The 17,274-nt window shown below is 68.4% G+C and carries 18 protein-coding genes; 5 read left to right on the plus strand and 13 right to left on the minus strand.

The window, feature by feature from the left end:
* Window positions 1-23 precede the first annotated feature (23 nt).
* The 4 genes from BC358_RS05260 to BC358_RS05275 all read left to right on the plus strand — a co-directional run bounded on the left by BC358_RS05260 (window position 24) and on the right by BC358_RS05275 (window position 5,049).
* Window positions 24-581 carry a hypothetical protein gene (locus tag BC358_RS05260; RefSeq protein WP_066150486.1) on the plus strand — a complete coding sequence of 186 codons (558 nt, stop codon included), beginning with the start codon at window positions 24-26 and terminating at the stop codon, window positions 579-581.
* A gap of 75 nt (window positions 582-656) precedes the next feature.
* On the plus strand, window positions 657-2,318 hold the full coding sequence (ettA, locus tag BC358_RS05265; protein ID WP_079365012.1) for an energy-dependent translational throttle protein EttA: 1,662 nt from the start codon (window positions 657-659) through the stop codon (window positions 2,316-2,318).
* Between the two features lie 8 nt (window positions 2,319-2,326).
* On the plus strand, window positions 2,327-2,878 hold the full coding sequence (locus BC358_RS05270; RefSeq protein WP_218669466.1) for a DUF1415 domain-containing protein: 552 nt from the start codon (window positions 2,327-2,329) through the stop codon (window positions 2,876-2,878).
* Between the two features lie 101 nt (window positions 2,879-2,979).
* Window positions 2,980-5,049, plus strand: coding sequence for a DUF1631 family protein (locus BC358_RS05275; protein ID WP_079365013.1), 2,070 nt, complete (start codon window positions 2,980-2,982; stop codon window positions 5,047-5,049).
* Window positions 5,050-5,071: 22 nt separating this feature from the next.
* On the opposite strand, the gene BC358_RS05280 is transcribed toward BC358_RS05275, so the two are convergent.
* The 9 genes from BC358_RS05280 to BC358_RS05320 all read right to left on the minus strand — a co-directional run bounded on the left by BC358_RS05280 (window position 5,072) and on the right by BC358_RS05320 (window position 13,282).
* Complete coding sequence (locus BC358_RS05280; protein WP_079365014.1) at window positions 5,072-6,406, minus strand: TAXI family TRAP transporter solute-binding subunit; 1,335 nt, start codon at window positions 6,404-6,406, stop codon at window positions 5,072-5,074.
* A 48-nt stretch (window positions 6,407-6,454) separates the two neighbouring features.
* Complete coding sequence (locus tag BC358_RS05285; protein WP_079365015.1) at window positions 6,455-8,023, minus strand: PAS domain-containing methyl-accepting chemotaxis protein; 1,569 nt, start codon at window positions 8,021-8,023, stop codon at window positions 6,455-6,457.
* Window positions 8,024-8,184: 161 nt separating this feature from the next.
* A complete protein-coding gene (locus tag BC358_RS05290) occupies window positions 8,185-8,481 on the minus strand; it encodes a copper-binding protein (protein ID WP_079365016.1) in 297 nt (98 codons plus the stop codon).
* Between the two features lie 15 nt (window positions 8,482-8,496).
* Complete coding sequence (locus BC358_RS05295) at window positions 8,497-8,979, minus strand: DUF411 domain-containing protein (RefSeq protein ID WP_079365017.1); 483 nt, start codon at window positions 8,977-8,979, stop codon at window positions 8,497-8,499.
* A 23-nt stretch (window positions 8,980-9,002) separates the two neighbouring features.
* Entirely contained in the window at window positions 9,003-9,521 is a 519-nt protein-coding gene (locus tag BC358_RS05300; protein WP_079365018.1) for a plastocyanin/azurin family copper-binding protein, read from the minus strand.
* A gap of 14 nt (window positions 9,522-9,535) precedes the next feature.
* Entirely contained in the window at window positions 9,536-10,924 is a 1,389-nt protein-coding gene (locus BC358_RS05305; RefSeq protein ID WP_079365019.1) for a multicopper oxidase family protein, read from the minus strand.
* 1 nt (window position 10,925) lies between these two features.
* Entirely contained in the window at window positions 10,926-12,197 is a 1,272-nt protein-coding gene (locus BC358_RS05310; RefSeq protein ID WP_133156308.1) for a TolC family protein, read from the minus strand.
* Between the two features lie 70 nt (window positions 12,198-12,267).
* The gene (locus tag BC358_RS05315) at window positions 12,268-12,615 is read right to left on the minus strand and encodes a hypothetical protein (protein WP_079365021.1); all 348 of its coding nucleotides are present in this window, start codon (window positions 12,613-12,615) and stop codon (window positions 12,268-12,270) included.
* A gap of 31 nt (window positions 12,616-12,646) precedes the next feature.
* Window positions 12,647-13,282, minus strand: coding sequence for a cation transporter (locus tag BC358_RS05320; RefSeq protein WP_079365022.1), 636 nt, complete (start codon window positions 13,280-13,282; stop codon window positions 12,647-12,649).
* A 70-nt stretch (window positions 13,283-13,352) separates the two neighbouring features.
* Between BC358_RS05320 and BC358_RS05325 the strand changes: the two genes are divergently transcribed.
* Window positions 13,353-13,820 (plus strand): Cd(II)/Pb(II)-responsive transcriptional regulator, encoded by a 468-nt coding sequence (locus tag BC358_RS05325; protein ID WP_079365023.1) that lies wholly within the window; start codon window positions 13,353-13,355, stop codon window positions 13,818-13,820.
* Between the two features lie 17 nt (window positions 13,821-13,837).
* Here the strand turns inward: BC358_RS05325 and BC358_RS05330 are convergent, their stop codons facing one another.
* From BC358_RS05330 to BC358_RS05345, 4 genes are read right to left on the minus strand one after another with little or no spacing between them, the layout of a single operon-like run.
* Window positions 13,838-14,122: a hypothetical protein gene (locus BC358_RS05330; protein ID WP_066150517.1), complete on the minus strand. Its 285-nt coding sequence runs from the start codon at window positions 14,120-14,122 to the stop codon at window positions 13,838-13,840.
* Between the two features lie 12 nt (window positions 14,123-14,134).
* Window positions 14,135-14,890 (minus strand): amino acid ABC transporter ATP-binding protein, encoded by a 756-nt coding sequence (locus BC358_RS05335; RefSeq protein WP_066150520.1) that lies wholly within the window; start codon window positions 14,888-14,890, stop codon window positions 14,135-14,137.
* A gap of 30 nt (window positions 14,891-14,920) precedes the next feature.
* A complete protein-coding gene (locus BC358_RS05340) occupies window positions 14,921-16,024 on the minus strand; it encodes an amino acid ABC transporter permease (protein ID WP_143434182.1) in 1,104 nt (367 codons plus the stop codon).
* 1 nt (window position 16,025) lies between these two features.
* A complete protein-coding gene (locus tag BC358_RS05345) occupies window positions 16,026-17,225 on the minus strand; it encodes an amino acid ABC transporter permease (protein ID WP_256861430.1) in 1,200 nt (399 codons plus the stop codon).
* Window positions 17,226-17,274 lie beyond the last annotated feature (49 nt).

Below are 17,274 nucleotides of genomic sequence, written 5' to 3' on the forward strand. Positions count from 1 at the left end.
GCGGACCCGCGCAGGTTGTTCTCTTGACCACGACCACCTTCGGCTACGACCCGGCGCAGGACCGCATCTGGATGCGGGTGCACGATCAGGACGTCACGCTCTGGCTGACCCGGCGCATGGTGCGCAGCATCCTGGGGCCCATGCTCAAAGTGTTCGAGGAGTCCACTCCAGGGCAGCAGGGCGGCGCCGCACCCCGGGCGCGGGCGTCGATCGAGCACCAGCTGTCGCTGCACGAGGCCGCACCGGGCCAGCGCCCGGCGCAGATCCGGGCGGGGCGCGAACAGCCCGGCCAGGAGAGCGACCCGCAGCGGCGCCTGTGCACCCGGATCACGACCCAGGCCGCGCCCCAGGGCGTCACCCTGAACTTCGAAACTGGCGCCGGCCCGCTGGTGCTGCGGCTCAGCCGCAAGGGCATGCACCTGTGGTACCGGGGGCTCGCGCTGGTGCTCCCGCAGACCCACTGGAACCTGCCCGAGCCGCTGCCGGAGTGGCTGCAGGAGCCCATGACACCCGCAGCGGTGCGGGATCTGCTGGACCGCCCGCTGCCGCCCGACCTCGACAAACCGGCCTCCGGGCGATAATCCCCGGTTTTCCCCTTTGCCCTATCCGGTGCCTTTCGCCGGAACAACGCGCCTTCACCAGCGAGCTCATCAGCCATGGCCCAGTACGTCTTTTCCATGAACCGTGTCACCAAGACCGTGCCGCCCAAGCGGCAGATCTTGAAGGACGTTTCCATCAGCTTCTTCCCCGGCGCCAAGATCGGCGTGCTCGGTCTGAACGGCTCGGGCAAGTCGACCCTGCTCAAGATCATGGCCGGCATCGACAAGGAGATCGAGGGCGAAGCCATCGCCATGCCGGGCATCCAGATCGGCTACCTGCCGCAGGAGCCGCAGCTCAACCCCGACCAGACCGTGCGCCAGGCCGTGGAAGAGGGCATTGGCGGTGCGCTCAAGGCCAAGGCCCGCCTGGAAGAGGTGTACGCCGCCTACGCCGAACCCGACGCCGACTTCGACGCCCTGGCCGCCGAGCAGGCCGAGCTCGAAGCCATCATCGCCGCCAGCGGTTCCGAAAACTCCGACCTGCAACTGGAGCTGGCCGCCGACGCGCTGAACCTGCCGCCCTGGGACGCCACCATCAAGAACCTCTCCGGTGGCGAGAAGCGCCGCGTGGCCCTGTGCCGTCTGCTGCTGTCCAAACCCGACATGCTGCTGCTCGACGAACCGACCAACCACCTGGACGCCGAGTCGGTGGAGTGGCTGGAGCACTTCCTGCAGCGCTTCCCCGGCACCGTGGTGGCCATCACCCACGACCGCTACTTCCTGGACAACGCCGCCGAGTGGATTCTCGAACTCGACCGTGGCCACGGCATTCCTTACAAGGGCAACTACACCGACTGGCTGGACCAGAAGGAACGCCGCCTGGAGACCGAACAGAAGTCCGAAGACGCCCGCACCAAGGCGATGAAGGAAGAACTGAAGTGGGTGCGCTCCAACGCCAAGGGCCGCCAGGCCAAGAGCAAGGCGCGTCTGGCCCGCTTCGAGGAGCTGAGCGACGTCGAATACCAGAAGCGCAACGAGACCAACGAGATCTTCATCCCGGTGGCCGAGCGCCTGGGCAACCAGGTGATCGAGTTCAAGAACGTCAGCAAGTCCTTCGGCGACCGCCTGCTGATCGACAACCTGAGCTTCTCGGTGCCCCCGGGCGCCATCGTCGGCATCATCGGTCCCAACGGTGCCGGCAAGTCGACGCTGTTCCGCATGATCCAGGGCGTGGAGCAACCCGATTCGGGCACGGTGACCATCGGCCAGACCGCCAAGCTGGCCTTCGTGGACCAGAGCCGCGAGAGCCTGGACGGCAGCAAGACCGTGTGGGAAGACGTGTCCGGCGGGCTGGACAACATCACCGTGGGCAAGTTCGTCATGCCCTCGCGCGCCTACATCGGCCGCTTCAACTTCAAGGGCAACGACCAGCAGAAGCTGGTGGGCAACCTCTCCGGTGGTGAGCGCGGCCGCCTGCACCTGGCCAAGACCCTGGCCCAGGGCGGCAACGTGCTTATGCTCGACGAACCCTCGAACGACCTGGACGTCGAAACCCTGCGCGCTCTGGAAGAGGCACTGCTGGAATTCGCCGGATCGGCCATGGTGATCTCGCACGACCGCTGGTTCCTCGACCGCATCTGCACCCACATCCTGGCCTGCGAAGGCAATTCGCAGTGGTATTTCTTCGACGGCAACTTCACCGAGTACGAGGCCGACAAGAAGAAACGCCTGGGCGAAGAGGGCGCGCGGCCGAAACGCACCCGTTTCAAATCCATTTGACGCCCGCCATGGAACTGACCGACGAACAGGTTCTGGCCGACACCCGCCGCTGGATCGAGAAGGCGGTGATCGGGCTGAATCTGTGCCCGTTTGCGCGTTCGGTGTACGTGAAGAACCAGGTGCGCATCGTGGTCAGCCGCGCGCGGCACCTGGACGCCTTCCTGGACGAATTCGACCGCGAGCTGGACCTGCTGGTGAGCACGCCGGCCGAAGAGATCGACACCACGCTGCTGGTGCACCCCACGCTGTTCCCGGAGTTCGAGGTCTTCAACGACTTCATGAACGTGGTGGACGACGTGGTGGCCGAGCACGAGCTCGAAGGTGTGGTCCAGGTGGCCAACTTCCACCCCCAGTTCCTCTTCGAGGACGAGGCGGCGGATGATCCGAGCCACTTCACCAACCGCGCGCCCTATCCCACGCTGCATCTGCTGCGTGAGGACAGCGTGGAACGCGCGGTGGCCAGCGAGGGCGGGGACGCCGAGAAGATCGTGGAACGCAACATCGCCACGTTGCGCACGCTGGGCGCCGAGGGCTGGAAAGCCTTGCTTTCTAAGCCCTGAACTGCGCGAAATTCCAGGGCTGATCCGGGCTTTGTCGCCCGGAGGGGTTGCCCACAATCCTCGGTCATGAGGTCCCGACCGAACGATCTGTGCTCCACCCCATGAACGCCCGCACCTACACCCCCTTCGACAGCTGCCTGAAGGCCGCGCTGGTCCTGTCCGCCGACTGGATTCCGCGCTGGCTGGACCTGCTGCAGGCTGCTCTGGTGCACCGTGAGGCGACTGGTGCCACACACGAGAAGCGCGGCTTCGGCCATGCGCGCTCGGTGCTGATGGCATGCCGGGACCGGCTCGAAGCCCGCCTGGTGACGGCGTTTGCCAGTGCGGTTCACGCCGACGTGGCGCGCGACCGCGGCTCGCCAACGGCCGCCCCACGCAAGCCGAGGGCCGCGCTGAGCATGGACGACCTGACACTGATGGACCACGGCCAGGTGCAGGCCTCGGTGGAGCTGGCCCGGCTGCAGCAGGTGGTCAGGATGGCGGTGGACGACGAACTGCTCACACTGGACGCGCTGCTCAGCGCCGCGCGCGGCCTGCGCACCGTGCGTGCCGAGGCCAACCCCCTGCGCCCCGATGTCGTCATCGACACCCTGATGGCGGCGCTGGCCAAACTGCGCATCGACGAAGCGGCACGGCTGCACTGGCTGCATGCAGGTGCCGTGTCGCTGGGGCAGGAACTGGGCCGGTTCTACGCCGCGCTGGTGCGGCACCTGGAGGCGGACGGCGTGCAGCCGGCCGGCTATGTGGTGGTGCCCACAGCGCTGCCGGCGCGCCCGGTCCATACGTCTGTGTCCGATCATGGTGAAGACCGCCCGTCCGGCGCGGATGCCGACGGTGCCCCGCTGGTGCTGACGCTGGACCACCTGCACCGGCTGCTGGTGGGCAACTTGGCCCAGGGCGGTGCCGGCGTGTCCGACCATGGTGCATCGGGTTCTGGCAATGCGCTGGTGCGGACGCTGGCGGCCGAGGTGGTGACGCTGATGCTGCGCACGATCGCCGAAGACCGGCGGCTGCTGACGCCTGTGCGGGATCTGGTGATGCAGCTCAAGCCTGCGCTGCTGCACCTGGCCAAGACCGATCCGCGCTTCTTCGCCGACCGCGACAACCCGGCCCGCCGTCTGCTGGACGCGATCACCGCGCGCAGCCTGGCCTACGTCCACGAGCAGGACACCGGGTTCGGCGAGTTCGCCGGGCAGGTGCTGCACACGGTGCAGTCGCTGCAGACCTTGTCGGCCGACCTGCCCGAGCGCGTGGTGGCCTGCATGCAGCGCATGGAGTCCCTGGGGCTGACCGACCAGGGGCCGGCCATGCAGACCCTGGTGCGCGTCGAGCAGCGGCACCTGCTGGCCGAGCGCGTGGCGCGGGAGATCCGGGCTCGCGACGACTTTGCCCGTGCGCCCGCCCTGGTCAAGCGCTTTCTGTGCGGACCCTGGGCGCAGGCGGTGGCCCATGCCCGCCTGTCGACCGACATCCTGGGGGAGCTGGCGACACAACACGACCTGCTGGAGGTGCGCGATGTGCCATCGGATCGCTACATGGACATCCTCACAGACCTGCTCTGGTCCTGCCAGCTCGCGCAGGCAAGCCAGAACCGGCCGCGCCTGGTGCGCGTGGTGCCGGTGGTGCTGCGCACGCTGCGGGAAGGGCTGGACGCCATCGACTTTCCCCGTCCGCAGGCCGAGTCCTTCTTCCAGGCCCTGATGGGGCTGCACGAGGCAGCCTACAAGTCGCACCGCAGCGACGGGATGCTGAAAACGAGCCTGCGCTACCAGGAGCAGCCGGTGGCCACAGCGGAACCCTGGTTGCAGGGCCACGAGGCCCGGGAGTCCGGGTTCATCGACACCCAGCTGATGGTCACCGAGTTCGCGGACACCGAGCCGGCCACCTGCCAGCAGCCGTTGGGCAGCGGGGACACGCTGGCGGTGGGTGCCTGGATCGAGCTGCAATACCCGGACCATGTGCAGCGCTGCCAGCTGCGCTGGGCGAGTCCGCACCGCACGCTGTTCCTGTTCGCCACCGCCGAAGGGCAGTCGGTGTCGCTCACCCGGCAGGGCATGGACCGCCTGGAGGCCAGCAGCCATCTGCGGGTGGTGGCCGAACACGGTGTGGTGGACGAAGCCCTCGCGGCCGTGGCCCGCCTGGCCTGGGTCAACTCGGGCCGGCTGGCCTGAGAGGGTCCGTCCGCCGGGGCCTTCAGCCCTGGCGCAGCAGCTTCTTGCGCACCAGCCCGATGTTGCTGCGCAGGGCGTAGAGCTCGTCGGTGTACGACAGCGGCACCACCACCTGCTCCACCCGGGCCTCCAGCCGGTCCAGCTGCTCGACCAGCTCGTCCACCGGCACCGGCGCACCACCCGGTTCGGTGAACCGCTGCTCGATGCTGCGCAACTCTGCGTACCAGCGGAACACGCGCGAGCGGATGCGGAAGGTGTAGAGCGGCGGCACCACGCGCGAGAGCGGCAGCGCCAGCGCCAGGATCAGGCCCATCGCCAGCCACATGCGCTCGACCAGGTTGGCCAGCCAGAACGGCAGGTAGCGCTGCAGGAAGGGCGGGCCGTTCTTGATCGCGCGCACCGCTTCGGGCGAGATGGGCACCTCGCTGTGCTCCAGGCTCGGGTATTCGCGTGCCCGGTTGAACCAGCTGCCACCGCTGTGAAGGCCGGTGGCCGTCTGCGCGAACAGCTGCAGGATGGCCGGGTGGGTCTTGGCGCCGGCCAGCAGGCTGGTGGTCGAGGCGACCAGGTGCATGTCGGTTTCGGGGATGTTTTTCGACAGGTCCACCACGCCCTGCGGCATGACCACCGGCGTGAGGTAGCCGAAGCGGCGCGAGTAGGCCTCGCTCTGCGAGAAGTTGAGCAGGCGCACGCCGGGCGACTGCAGCAGCATCTGCACCATCAGCGACTCGGGGGCGGAGGCGAACACGATGGCGTCGATCTGGCCGTCCAGGAAGGCCACCGTGGCGGGGGTCTGCTCCAGCTCGCTGAGCTGCAGCTGCTGGCGGTCGATGCGGTTGACGTCCAGCAGGGTCGAGAACAGGCGCGGCACGCCGCTGCCGGGTGTGCCGACGTTGACGCGCCAGCCGACCAGATCGCCCAGCGACTGGATGGTCGGGCTCTGCCTGAGCCGCTGCGCCGAGTCCTCGCGGTAGAACAGCCACAGCGGTTCCACGAACAGGCTGCCCAGCGAGGTGATGGCTTCTTCGTCGTCGTAGCCGATGTCGGCACTGCCGCCCTGCACGAAGCCCAGGTCGGCCTGGCCGGTGCGCAGCAGTTCGAGGTTGGCCGAGGAGCCCTGGGAGGGCAACAGTTCGACGGTGATGCCGTAGCGCGCCAGGGCCTGGGCGTAGCGTTTGCCGAACTCGTCGTAGGCGCTTTGCGCCGGGCCGGTGGCCAGCACCACGCGCTTGGGCGGGTTCGGGTCGAGCCACCAGTAGGTCAGTGCCAGCAGCAGCAGCGTCAGCAGCACGAAGGGCCCGATCGACGCCAGCAGATCGCGCAGCGACAGCAGGGTGTAGCGGATGTTGTGGGGCATCGCGCTACCTTAGCACGGGAGTCCTGTGCCCCCGTGACCGCGCCGTGGCTACCCGCCGTTCAGGCGGAACACCTTGACCGACTCCTGCATCACGGTGGCCTGACCCTTGAGCGAGGATGCCGCGGCGGCCAGCTCCTCGACCATGGCCGCGTTCTGCTGCGTGACCGAATCGAGCTGGCCGATGGCCTGGTTGATCTGCGCCAGGCCCATGGTCTGCTCCTGCGCGGCGCTGGTGATCTCGCCGATCAGGGTGTTGACCTGCTGGACCGCATCAACCACATGGCCCATCGTGCTGCCAGCGTTGTTGACCAGCTCGCTACCCCGCTTCACCTGGTTGGTGGAGTCGTCGATCAGATGCTTGATTTCCTTGGCGGCTTCGGAGGTGCGCTGGGCCAGGCTGCGCACCTCGCCGGCCACGACGGCAAAGCCGCGCCCCTGCTCACCTGCCCGGGCCGCTTCCACGGCGGCGTTCAGGGCCAGGATGTTGGTCTGGAAGGAGATGCCTTCGATGACCTGGATGATCTCGCCGATGCGGCTGGAGGAGCGGCTGATGTCGCCCATGGTCTGGACCACCGCCCCCATGGCCTCGTTGCCCTGGCGGGCCACGTTGGAGGCCCTGCCGGCCAGCGACGCGGCCTCCCGGGCCGAGTTGGCGCTGTTCTCGACCGTGCTGGTGAGTTCTTCCATCGACGCGGCCGTCTCTTCCAGGCTGCTGGCCTGCGCCTCGGTGCGCGAGGACAGGTCCTGGTTGCCACCGGCGATTTCGCCCGAGGCCACCTGCACACCCTCGACCTCGTGGCGCACGTCGGTGACCACGGCCATCAGGTTCACATTGAGCTGGTTGAGCGCCCGGATCAGCTCGCCGATTTCGTCGGACCTGTCCGATTCCAGCCGGGCCGACAGGTCGCCCGCCGCCATCCGGTTGGCAAACGCCAGCACCTGTTCGACCGGGGCCACCAGCATGCGCTTGATGAACGCGGCGGCCACCAGCGAGACCACGGCGGTCACGGCGAACGCGGCGAGGTGCACCCACTCTGGCATGCCTTCGGTGGCGCTTTCCAGGAACTGGACGCCGAACGCAAGGCCCAGGGTCAGCAGCGAGAGCTTGCGTCCCAGGGTGGGCCGTGTCCAATCGCGCAGCTTGCCGCGCCAGCCGGTGCGGACCAGGTGGCCCCGGCGCAGCGCCAGGGTGCGTTGCCCCGATTCGGCTTCGGCGCGCATGCGGGCGTACAGCGACTCTGCCGCCTCGACCTGCTCCCGCGCGGGCTTGGTGCGCACCGACATGTAGCCCGTGACCTGACCGTTCTCCAGCATGGGCGTGGCGTTGGCCATCACCCAGTAGTGGTCGCCGTTCTTGCGCCGGTTCTTGACCAGCGCGCACCAGGGCGAGCCGCTCTGCAGCGTGGCCCACATGTCGCGGAAGGCCTCGGCTGGCATGTCGGGGTGGCGCACCAGGTTGTGCGGCTGGCCGATCAGCTCTTCCCGGCTGTACCCGCTGACCGAGACGAAGTTCGGGTTGCAGTAGGTGATGCGGCTGGTCAGGTCGGTGGTGGAGACCAGGGTGACGCCATCCGGGATGACGAACTCCTGCTGGGTGACGGGCAGATTGGTGCGCATAAGAGAAATCCTTTGGAGTTCGCTGAATGACTTTCGTCAAAGGCTCATCCGACTTGAGGCCGCCTGTCTCAAATTGAGACCTTTGGGCGGATCAAGTCTAGGAATTTCCCCGATGCGCAAAGGGCCGAGCAGCGCCAGCAAATGCCCGCTGTTCGAGGGGCTCAGCGCCTGGGTTCGATGTCCGAAGCCACGTAGGCGCCGTTGACCTTCTCCGCCCGGAAGCGCACCTGGTCACCCACCTTGAGCGGGGGCAGGGTGGCCGGGTTCCTGACCTGGAACACCATGGTCATGGCCGGCATGTCCAGGTTCGGGATGTCGCCGTGCTTGAGCGTGATCTTGCCGGCCGCCGTGTCGACCTTGCGGACTTCGGCGTCGACCAGCGGCAGCGGGTCGGCGGCGGCCGCCAGCGTGGTGATCAGGCTGGTGGAGGCGATGAGCGTGCGCAGGAGGTGGTTCATGTGTAGCTCCGGGGTTCAGGTGCGGAAATAGGAACGGTAGACGCGGCTGCTGCCGTCGCGCTGGACCAGGACCACGTCGTAGGGGTCCTTGCGGCCGCCGTACTCCGGGCCGTCCATGCCGGGGCTGCCAATGGGCATGCCCGGCACGGACAGGCCCAGGGCCTGGGGCTTCTCAGCCAGCAGGCGGCGGATCTCCGGGGCGTTCACATGCCCCTCGATCACATAGCCGCCGATCAGTGCGGTATGGCAGGAGGCGTACTTCTGCGGCATGCCCAGGCGCTGGCGCACCGCGGTGTTGCCGGTCTCGAAGACCTGCACCTGGAAGCCGTCGCGCTGCAGGTAGGCGATCCAGTCCTTGCAGCAGCCGCAGTTCGGGTCTTTCCAGACCTGCATCACGGGCAGGGCCTCGGTCTTGGTCGCGGGTGCCGCGGCGCGGGCCGCGAGCGTGGTGGCGCCGAGCAGGGCGGTGGCGCCGAGGAGGAAGGAACGTCGTTGCATGGTGTGCTCCGTTCAGGAATGGATCAGGATTTTGGATTGACGCGGATGGTGCCGCGCATGCCGGCCTCGAAGTGGCCGGCGATCAGGCAGGCGAACTCGAAGTCGCCCGGGCGGTTGAAGGTCCAGGTGATCTCGCCGCGCTTGCCGGCGTACACGTGGGCCATGTAGGGCTCGTCGTGTTCCATGCCGGGGTGCTTCTTCATCAGCTCGGCGTGGGTCTGCAATTCTTCGCGTGTGCCGATCACCAGTTCGTGCAGCAGTTTGCCGCGGTTGGCGATGCGCAGGCGCACCGTCTCTCCTTCGCGCAGGTCCAGGTGCGCGGGCGTGAAGCGCATCTTGTCGTCCATGCGGACCTCGATGGTGCGCGTGGCCTCGGCCGGCGCGGCGGCGATGCCCCAGGGCTTCTGTTCGCGCACGACCTCGCGCGGGCCGCCGGCATGGCGGTCGCCATGGGCGCGCACGGTGGCGGGCAGCAGGGCCGGAGTGGCCAGCAGGGCCAGCGTGCGCAGCAGCTGGCGCCGGTGGAGAGTGAGAGCGGTCATGGTGTCGTTGCGGTTCAGTGGTTGTGGTGGCCCGCCGGTTTGCGGGCGGACGCGTCGGTCGGGGTCTGGGGATCAGCAGCGCTGCCAGGCGCGCGCGACGTGGCGGCCGGGGTCGGCACCTCGCGCGCCTGGGTGCCGGGCGGCATGGTGTACCAGCCCGGGTCGGTGTGGTCGCCGGGCTTCTGGTCGGCGCGCACCTTGAGGGTGGTGAACATGCCGCCCATCTCGATCGGGCCGTAGGGGCCGGTGCCGGTCATCATGGGGAAGGTGTTCTCGGGCAGCTCCATCTGCATTTCGCCCATGTCGGCCATGCCGCGCTCGCCCATGAGCATGTAGTCCGGCGTGTGGCGCTGGATCTTCTGCACCAGGCCGCGGTGGTCGGCGCCGATCATGGTCGGCACGCTGTGGCCCATGGCGCCCATGGTGTGGTGGCTCTTGTGGCAGTGCATGGCCCAGTCGCCGGGCTCGTCGGCGATGAACTCGATCTGCCGCATCTGGCCCACGGCGATGTCGGTGGTCACCTCGGGCCAGCGCGCAGTCTTGGGCACCGGGCCGCCGTCGGTGCCGGTCACCTCGAACTCGATGCCGTGGATGTGGATCGGGTGGTTGGTCATGGTCAGGTTGCCGATGCGCACCCGCACCCGGTCGCCCAGGCGCGCCACCAGCGGGCTGATGCCCGGAAAGACGCGGCTGTTCCAGGCCCAGATGTTCTGCTCCAGCATGGTGTTGACCTGCGGCGTGCGGCTGCCGGGCTCGACGTCGAAGGCATTGAGCAGGAAGCAGACGTCGCGCTGCACCTCGTTGATGAGCGGGTGTTTGCCTTTCGGGTGCGTGACCCAGAAGCCCATCATGCCCATGGCCATCTGCACCATCTCGTCGGCGTGCGGGTGGTACATGAAGGTGCCGGGGCGGCGCGCCACGAACTCGTACACGAAGGTCTTGCCCGGCGGGATCTGCGGTTGCGTCAGCCCGCCCACGCCGTCCATGCCATTGGGCAGGCGCTGGCCGTGCCAGTGCACCGCAGTGTGCTCGGGCAGGCGGTTGGTCACGTACAGGCGCACTCTGTCGCCCTCGACCACCTCGATGGTCGGGCCCGGGCTCTGGCCGTTGTAGCCCCACATGTTGACCAGGAAGCCGGGCGCCATCTCGCGCACCACGGGTTCGGCCACCAGGTGGAACTCCTTGACGCCGTTGTTCATGCGCCAGGGCAGGGTCCAGCCGTTGAGCGTGAGCACCGGGCTATAGGGGCGGCCCGCGCCGGTGACGCCGGGCGGCGTCCAGGGCGGAGCGGTGTCGGCCGAGGTCTGCTGCACGGCCTCGGGAATGGCGGCGAGCGCGGCGCGGCCCACGCCGGCGGCGGCGAGCGCGGTGGCGGCGCCGGTGAAGAAGTGGCGTCGTTGCATCTCAGTGGTCCTCGGAAGCAGTGCCGGCGGAGGCCGACGGGGCATCGGTGGCGGTGGCGCGGTAGGGGCCGCCGGCCAGCAGCAGCTGCCAGTCGAGCCAGGCGGTCCAGTAGGCGTGGCGTGCCTGGGCGGCGGCGGTGGCGGCGGCGAGTCGCTCGCGCGTGGCGTCGAGCAGCTCCCAGGTGCTTTGCAGCATGCCGTTGTAGCGCAGCAGGGTTTCCTGCTCCTGCGCGGTCACCAACGGCAGCATCAGCGTGCCCGTCTGCCGGGCCAGGGCGTGCTGGTCCTGCAGCCGGCCCCAGGCCTCGCGCGCCTGCGAGCGGCGTTCCGTCTCGGCGCGGGCCAGGGCGGCCTGGGCCTCGGCGGCTTCGCCCAACGCGTGCTCGCGCGTGAGGCGGGTGTCGGTGATCACCGGCGCGCTGGCGGGCAGGCCGTCGGACGGCAGGGTGGCCACGGCGCCTTCGCGGGCACGGGCCAGTTGCTCCAGCAGGCCGCCCGGCAGGGCGCCGACCTGTCGTCCGGTGTCGAGCCGCTGCTGGGCCAGCGTCGCGTCGGCCGCGACGACACGCGAGGCGATGGTGTCGATGTCCGGTGTGTCCAGGGTCGCGGGCGGTTCTGGCAGTTCGGCGGGCAACTGCTGCGCCAGCGCCGCGACCTCGCTGGCACTGGTCAGCCCCAGCTCGCGCGCCAGGCGCTCGCGCGCACCGCGTTCGGCCTGCCGGGCCTGCACCAGGGCCAGGCCCTCGCGCGCCTGCGTCACCTGTTCGCGCAGCAGCCGGGCCTGGCTCCAGTTGCCCGCCTGCACCATGCGCCGGCCCAGCTCGGCGCCGCTGTCGGCCACCTCGCTGCGCGCCTGCTGCAGCGCCAGCGCCTGCGCGGCCAGCACCGCGTCCTGCCAGGCCTGGCGCACCCGGGTGATGTGGGCTAGCAGGGCCAGGTGGCGTTCGCGGGCCTGCACCGGGTTGGCGGGCGCGGCACCGAACAGCTCGGGCCGCAGCCGCAGGGCGCGGCGCACCGCCTCGTCGGCGGTCAGCGCCGGTCCGGGACGCGCCGGCGTGGCCGCTGGCGGCAGATTGCGCTGCTCCCACTTCAGCAGGTCGATGTGCCCGCGCGGGAACTCGCCCACGCGCTCGTTGGCCTCGCGCCACTGTTGCCGGGCTTCGCTCAGGGCCGGGTTGTCCGGCGGGGTCGGTGTCTGTGTCTGCGCCCACGCCGGCCACCACGGCACGGCGAGCGCAACAACGGCGGGCCAGGCCCGCTTCATTGCATTCATGGAAATCTCCTGAGGTCACGAACCGGTGCACCGCCCGGCCAGCGAGCGGACGCACCACGGGTGGGTGAGGTCAGGAAATGGGCGGCTTGTGCCCCGGGTGGGGCTGGGCGCTTGCAAAGCGCACGGCGCCGGCGGTCAGGCGCGAGGGGGGCAGGGGCTCTGGCCCGGCGGCTGCCCATGGCGTGGTCGCCAGCAGCGGGCCGTTGCAGATGTCGCAGGCGGCGTGCAGGGCCGTTTCGCCAGGGCTGGCGGGATCGGCCACCGCGTGGTCGGCACAGTGGGGCGCGGTGGCGGCATCGGCAACCGCGACGACCTGAGCCTGTTCCGGGGACGCCGCCATCGAAAGCACCATGGCGTCACCCGCCCAGGCCCGCCAGGGCAGGAGCACGATGAGGAGGACGACGAACCAGCGACGCATGGGGGAAATGATACGTCCCGGCGCGGAAAGTTCAGGCGGGCACGGCGGCCAGCTCGCGCCGGGCTTCCCGGACCACCGTGACCCCGGCGCTGAGCGCCAGCGCCGCCATCACCCCGGCGACAACCAGGTCGGGCCAGGCCGATCCGGTGCCGAACACGCCCAGCGCCGCCAGCATCACCGCCAGGTTGGACAGCGCGTCGTTGCGTGAACAGAGCCAGACGCTGCGCATGTTGGCGTCGCCGGTGCGGAAGGTGTAGAGCAGCACCGCCACGCCCGTGTTCACCACCAGCGCGATGGCCCCCACCACACCCATGGTGAGCGGCTCGGGCACGGTGCCGCTGTGCAGCACCCAGGCCGCCTTGCCGATCACGAACAGGCCGTAGGCGGTCATGGACAGGCCTTTGACCAGGGCCGCTCGGCTGCGCCAGACCACCGCCATGCCCAGCACGGCCAGCGACAGTCCGTAGTTGGCCGCGTCGCCGGCGAAGTCCACCGCGTCGGCCAGCAGCGACACCGAGTCGGCTTGCAGGCCGGCGGCCAGCTCGACCACGAACATCGCGAGGTTGAGCACCAGGGCGATCCAGAGCGCGCGGCGCCAGGCCGGGTTGGTGACGCTGTCCCGGCCTTGGGATTCGATGGTGCAGTGATCGTGACATTCGCAGGACACAGGAAACCTTTCGCTGGAGGTGAATTCGTGCCACGATTGGAAACCTTCAAGTCACTTCAAGGTCAAGTCCATGATGTCGCACGCTTCAAACGAACCCCGGTGGAAGATTGGCGAAGCCGCGCGCCGCAGCGGCGTGGGCGCGGCCAACATCCGCTACTACGAACGCGAGGGGCTGCTGGCGCCACAGGCCCGCGCCGACAACGACTACCGCCTCTACAGCGAGGACGACGTGCACCGCCTGCGCTTCATCCGGCTGTGCCGCGCGATGGACATGTCGCTGGAAGAGGTGCGGTCGCTGCTGTCGCTGGACCTGGGCCGCAAGGCCGACTGCGTGCGTGCGCGCGAGGTGCTGGACGCGCACCTGGCGCATGTGCGCGAGCGGCTGGCCGAGCTGCGCGCGCTGGAGAAAGACCTGCGCGGCCTGCGCGACCGCTGCGACGGCTCCGACGACCACTGCCACATCATCGAGGCCCTGCACGAGCGGGCCGATGCGCCCCTGGCGGAAGTGGCCACCGCCGGCCCGCGGCGCCACGTCTGAGCGCGCGGGCCGCGGCCTCAGCGGCCGGCCAGAGTGGCGCTGGCCTTGTCGATCCAGTGCTGCACCGCGCCGGTCAGGTCGTTCTGGCTGAAGGAGCAGCTCTCCTCGCTGAACAGCGCGCTGCTCTCCAGACGGTCCAGCAGGTTGTTCAGCACCTCGGCGTAGCGCGGCGGCAGCGCGGCCAGCAGCACCGCGTCGCCGCGGGCCGCGGCCGAAAAGTCCTGCAAGGACAGTTCACCGCGGCGCAGTGCGTCCAGCGACTGCGTGAGCGCCGCCAGCCGAGCGGAGGGATCGGTGCCCATGGCAGTTCTCCTTCAGTGCCCCAGGATCTTGGACAGGAAGTCCTTGCTGCGGTCGGTCTGCGGGTGGTTGAAGAACTCCTCGGGGGTGTTCTGCTCCACCACCTGGCCCTGGTCCATGAAGATCACGCGGTCGGCCACGGCCTTGGCAAAGCCCATCTCGTGCGTCACGCACAGCATGGTCATGCCCTGATCGGCCAGGCCGATCATCACGTCCAGCACTTCCTTGATCATCTCCGGGTCGAGCGCCGAGGTGGGCTCGTCGAACAGCATGATCTTGGGCGTGAGGCACAGCGCACGCGCAATGGCCACGCGCTGCTGCTGACCGCCGGAGAGCTGCAGCGGGTACTTGTTGGCGTGTTCGGCGATGCGCACCCGCTCCAGCTGCACCATGGCTTTTTCTATGGCCACGTTGCGCGGCATCCTGGCCACCCAGGTGGGCGAGAGGATGAGGTTCTCCAGCACGGTCAGGTGCGGGAACAGGTTGAACTGCTGGAACACCATGCCGACCTCGCGGCGCACCTTGTCGATGCCCTTGACGTCGTCGCCGACCACGGTGCCGTCCACCGTGAGCTTGCCCTGCTGGTATTCCTCCAGGGCGTTGATGCAGCGGATCAGCGTGGATTTGCCCGAACCGGACGGGCCGCAGATCACGACCTTCTCGCCCTTGGCGAAACTGAGGTTCACGTCGCGCAGCACGTGGTAGCCATTGCTGGCGTACCACTTGTTGACGCCTTCGAACTGGATGATGGGAGCTTCTTGTTGGGTCATGAGAGGCTTTCGTAGCAATGTAGCGGGCGTTCAGCGGACTTTGCTGACAGCTGTGCGTTTTTCCACCCACAGGCTGTAGCGCGACATGGCGAAACAGAACACGAAATAGATCAGCGTGATGAAGAAATAGGCTTCGAGCTTGAACGGGCGCCAGTCGGCGTCGGCGTTGAGCGCCAGCGCCAGTGCGCCGGTCAGCTCGTACAGCGAAACGATGGTCACCAGCGAGGTGTCCTTGAACATGCCGATGAAGGTGTTCATGAGCGAGGGCACGACGGTGGTCAGCGCCTGCGGCAGCACGATCTTGAGCTGGGTCTGCCAGTAGGTCAGGCCCAGCGTGGCCGCCGCTTCGGTCTGCCCCTTGGGCAGGGCCTGCAGGCCGCCGCGCACCACCTCGGCCATGTAGGCCGCCGAGAACAGCGTGATGCCCACCACCACCCGGATCAGCACGTCGATGCTCACGCCATGCGGCATGAACAGCGGCAGCATGAACGAGGCCATGAACAGCACCGTGATCAGCGGTACGCCGCGGATCAGCTCCACATAGAGCGTGCACAGGGTCTTGATGGCCGGCATGTTGGAGCGCCGCCCCAGCGCCACGAAGATCGAGAGCGGGAAGGCCATCGTCATCGACACCACGGTGAGCATCACGGTCAGCGGCAGACCGCCCCACTGGTCGGTGGGCACCTCGGTCAGACCCAGCACGCCGCCCTTCATGAGCGTGAAGTAGACGGCCAGCATGACCACCCAGACCAGCGGCAGCGCCTTGTTCCAGAAGCGGGGCATGCAGCTGAGGACCACCACGCCCAGCATCAGCGCGGTGGCGATCACCGGGCGCCAGTGTTCGGTGTCGGGGTAGCGGCCCATCACGATGAGGCGGCCCTTTTCGGCCACCACACCCCAGCAGGCGCCGATGCCACGCAGGTTGTTGCAGGCTTCGAGGTTGGCACCGAACACGGCGTTGAACACGCTCCAGTCCAGCGCGTGGGACAGCGCCCAGAATGCCACTGCCACCAGCGCCACGGTCATCAGGCTGTTGCCCACGCTGGAGAACAGGTTGGCCTTGAGCCAGGCAATGGCGCCGGTCTGCTGGCCCGGCATCGGGCGGGCTTCGATCGGTTGGTAGGTTCTCTGCATGTCAGCGCTCCTGGATGGCGGCACTGGCGTTGAACCAGTTCATCAGCGCCGAGGTGAGGAGGGAGAGCGTCAGGTAGACCAGCATCACGATCGAGAGCGCCTCGATGGCCCGCCCGGTCTGGTTGAGCGTGGTGTTGGCGATCGAGACCAGGTCGGGGTAGCCGATGGCCACCGCCAGCGAGGAGTTCTTGGTCAGGTTCAGGTACTGGCTGGTCAGCGGCGGGATGATCACGCGCAGCGCCTGCGGCAGCACCACCAGGCGCATGGACTGGCGCTTGCTCAGGCCCAGCGAGGCGGCGGCCTCGTGCTGGCCCAACGAGACCGAGGAGATGCCCGAGCGCACGATCTCGGCGATGAACGAGGCGGTGTACGTCACCAGACCCAGCAGCAGCGCCAGGAACTCGGGACTGAAGGCCGCGCCTTCCTCGATCTGGAAGGTGCCCTTGACCGGCAGGTTCCAGCCGGTCGGCGCGCCGCCGGCCAGCCAGCCCAGCAGCGCCAGGCCGACGATCAGCGCCAGCGACACCAGCAGCACCGGCTTCTGCTGGCCGGTGAGGTCGAAGTGCCTGCTGGCCTTGCGGGCGTACATCCAGGAGCCCGCCACCCCCGCCAGCAGCCCGATGAGGGCCAGCGTCTGGCCCAGCTTCCAGACCGGCCAGGGAAAGGCGAACCCGCCCTTGCTGAGGTAGAAGTGGCCGGCCTGCCAGGCCTCTTCGAAGGGGGGCAGGATTTCGGTGAAGACGATGTACCAGATCAGCAGCTGCAGGTAGATGGGCACGTTGCGGAAGAACTCCACATAGCCGTAGCAGAGCTTGCGCGCCAGGAAGTTGCTGGAGAAGCGGCCCACGCCGATCAGGGTGCCGAGGATCGTGGCCAGCACGATGCCGATCACAGCCACCTTCAGGGTGTTGAGCAGGCCGATGGAGAAGGCCGTCCAGTACGTGCTCATGACATCGTACGGGATCATGGTTTCGCTGACATCGAAACCGAAGGGCTGGCCCATGAAGTCGTAGCCGCTCTGGATGCCGCGCTCGCGCATGTTGCGCAGCGTGTTGCGGACCAGCAGCCAGATCAGGGTGGCCACCGAGGCGATGGCGACCACCTGGTAGATGACGCTGCGGCCTTCGCGGCTGTTCCAGGATATCGAGCGCCGTTTTTTTGAGGGAATGGGGCGTGCCTCGATCATGGTCGTTTGGGACATGGTGGAAGCTCCGGGCGGGAGAGGCTAAAAAAATGGCACAAGTGCCCTA

It is taken from the genome of Hydrogenophaga sp. H7 (assembly GCF_002025745.1).
GTDB classification, from domain to species: Bacteria; Pseudomonadota; Gammaproteobacteria; order Burkholderiales; family Burkholderiaceae_C; genus Hydrogenophaga; species Hydrogenophaga pseudoflava.